Annotated in this window: 2 protein-coding genes, 1 tRNA gene and 1 other RNA gene; 1 reads left to right on the plus strand and 3 read right to left on the minus strand. The window is 69.3% G+C overall.

Features of this window, described 5'->3' with window-relative positions; translation table 11 throughout:
* The 3 genes from dnaX to ffs form a co-directional block, all read right to left on the minus strand.
* Positions 1 to 512, minus strand: a 512-nt coding sequence (dnaX, locus tag B4M60_RS05540; protein ID WP_291081075.1) for a DNA polymerase III subunit gamma/tau, incomplete at its 3' end; no start/stop codon positions are given.
* A gap of 508 nt (positions 513 to 1,020) precedes the next feature.
* Positions 1,021 to 2,292, minus strand: coding sequence for an aminotransferase class I/II-fold pyridoxal phosphate-dependent enzyme (locus B4M60_RS05545; RefSeq protein WP_291081077.1), 1,272 nt, complete (start codon positions 2,290 to 2,292; stop codon positions 1,021 to 1,023).
* Between the two features lie 51 nt (positions 2,293 to 2,343).
* Positions 2,344 to 2,438, minus strand: an RNA gene (gene ffs / locus B4M60_RS05550) — signal recognition particle sRNA small type.
* Between the two features lie 83 nt (positions 2,439 to 2,521).
* Between ffs and B4M60_RS05555 the strand changes: the two genes are divergently transcribed.
* Positions 2,522 to 2,609, plus strand: a tRNA-Ser gene (locus B4M60_RS05555).
* Positions 2,610 to 2,664 lie beyond the last annotated feature (55 nt).

The raw sequence follows: 2,664 nt of genomic DNA on the forward strand, positions 1-2,664 counted from the left end.
TGGTGGGTGCGCGAGCGGATGGTCGGCAGGACCTTGTCCGGCTCGGTGGTGGCGAAGATGAAGATGAGGTGCTCCGGCGGCTCCTCCACGATCTTGAGCAGCGCGTTGAAGCCCGCGTTGGTCACCATGTGGGCCTCGTCGATGATGAGCACCCGGTATCGCGACGACGCCGGCGCGAAGAACGCCCGTTCACGCAGGTCACGCGTGTCGTCGACGCCGCCGTGGCTGGCCGCGTCGAGCTCCGTCACGTCGAGGGTGCCCGTCCCGCCGGGCGCGAGCGCCACGCACGAGTCACACTCCCCGCACGGCGTGGCGGTGGGCCCCTGGACGCAGTTGAGCGAGCGGGCGAGGATGCGGGCGGACGAGGTCTTGCCGCAGCCGCGCGGCCCGGAGAAGAGGTAGGCGTGGTTGATACGACCGGAGGACAGTGCCACCGACAGGGGTTCGGTGACGTGTTCCTGGCCCACGACCTCGGCGAACGAGGCGGGACGGTACTTCCGATAGAGAGCCACGAGTAGAGGGTACCCAGGGGGTACGACGACGACGAGGGCGAGCGCGCGCGTTCCGGACCCGCCCGTTCCCCGTGGGCCGAAATGACCGGAGGGGCCGCGTCTCCGCAGCCCCTCCCGACGTCCTTCGCGCTGCTACGGGCCCCCTCAGACCCTCGCTACGCGGCGATTCCGAACCCAGATCGAACACCGGCCCCTCGCGGCCCCTCAGCCGCACTCCGGTGCCCGACCTCTGCTGGTTCGGACCCCTCAGATACAACCAGAACCCCTGGCCTGTTTCAAGAGTCTATTATTATTGACTATTGCTCAGTAGCGGCCCGGCGGTGCGAACCCCCACGTCAAGCGGCCGCCCATCGTGCAGACGTGCGGGTTCACATAATGAGAACGTGTTCTAGATCACTGTCGCGACCTGCGCGTGCGCGTTTCCACGTGGGAGAACGCCACGGCCCGGGCAGCGGAGCGAAGCGGCCGATGACAGTCGTCGATTAACGGGAACCGATCCGGTGTTACATCACGTGCGCGATGCGCGGCACGCCGCGAGCAGCGCGCACAATCCCACCACGTCCATCGCCGTCCGAACCTCGGCCAGCGGCGGCAGCGTGGGGGCCAGCCGGATGTGCCGATCGTCGGGATCCCGGCCGTACGGATACGCCGAGCCCGCCGGCGTCAGCGCCACCCCGAGCTCCTTGGCCAGGCGGACGGTCTCCGTGGCGGTGCCGTCGACCACCTCGAGGTCGATGAAGTAGCCGCCCTCCGGGTGGGTCCAGCTCGCGACGGCGTGCTCCCCGAGCCGTCGAGTCAGTGCGGCGTCGGCCGCCTCGAACTTCGGGGCGATGCTCCGGCGATGCTCCTGCATGTGGGCGCGGAGCCCGTCGGCGTCCCCGAAGAACCGCAGGTGCGCCAGCTGGTTGACCTTGTTGGGACCGATCGACCGGACGCCCGCGTGCGCGAGGTACCAGTCGAGGTTGGCCTGGGACGCGGCCAGGAAGGACACGCCCGCGCCGGCGAAGGTGATCTTGGAGGTCGAACACACCTGGAGGAAGCGGTTCGGGTGACCCGCCTCGGCGGCGAGTTCGTCGACGGCGGGCACCTTGGGGAAGTCCCCGGTGAGCGTGTGCACCACGTAGGCGTTGTCCCAGACGATCCGGAAATCCGGGGCGGCCGTGGCCATCCTCGCCAGGCGGGACACCGTGTGGTCGTCGTAGGTGGCGCCCGTGGGGTTGGAGAAGATCGGGACGCACCACATGCCCTTGATGGACGGGTCCTCCGCGACCAGCCTCTCGACCTCGTCCATGTCGGGGCCGGTCGCCCCGAGTGGCACCGGGATCATCTCGATGCCGAGCGCCTCGGTGATGCCGAAGTGCCGGTCGTAGCCGGGAACCGGGCACAGCCACCGCAGCGTCGGCTCGTCCTTCCACGGCCGGGCCGAGTCGGGCGTGCCGAACAGCATCGAGAAGGCCACCAGGTCGTACATGATCGACAGGCTCGCGTTGTCCTGCGCGATCACGCGGCCGGCGTCCACGCCCAGCAACTCCGCGATGATCGCCCGCAGCTCGGGCAACCCGGCGCCGCCACCGTAGTTGCGGACATCGGTCTTGCCCGCCAGGTGATCGCCCTCCCCCGGCAGAGACAGCAGCCGCTCCGAGAGATCCAGCTGCTCGGGCGACGGCTTGCCCCGGGTCAGGTCGAGGGACAGTCCCCGCTCGGCAAACGAGTCGTATTCGGAGACCAGCTCCGACTCGAGTCGGCCGAGGTCGTCGGCGGAGAGATCGGACAGCGCCATGGTTGGCCTCCGGTAAGGGATCGACAACTTCGGTGGTGGTGGTGCCCAGACGTCAAGGGACCCCGCGCACCCGCCAGAGCCCGCTGACCCTTGCTGCCTTCCGGCCCTGGGGGAGTTCACAGGATGGACGCCGCGCGGGGTCCGGGGCCGAGTCTAGCCGTGCCGCCCCGGTTGTCGCACGCCGCCCGTGGTTTGCCACTGGTCGGCCGCGCTGGGTACTCTCGTCCACGGAGGATTCGCCTAGTGGCCTATGGCGCTCGCCTGGAACGCGGGTTGGGGTTTATAGCCCCTCAGGGGTTCAAATCCCCTATCCTCCGCCGCGGACGCGGCCCGGTGCTCTCGAGCCCGGGCCGCGTCTCCCATTTCCGGCCT

The organism is Dietzia sp. UBA5065, from assembly GCA_002415925.1.
Classification (GTDB): domain Bacteria; phylum Actinomycetota; class Actinomycetes; order Mycobacteriales; family Mycobacteriaceae; genus Dietzia.

What these genes read in the sequence shown, in the direction of transcription:
- B4M60_RS05545 (WP_291081077.1), bottom strand. Translation starts at nt 2,292, where the DNA reads ATGGCGCTGTCCGATCTCTCCGCCGACGACCTCGGCCGACTCGAGTCG.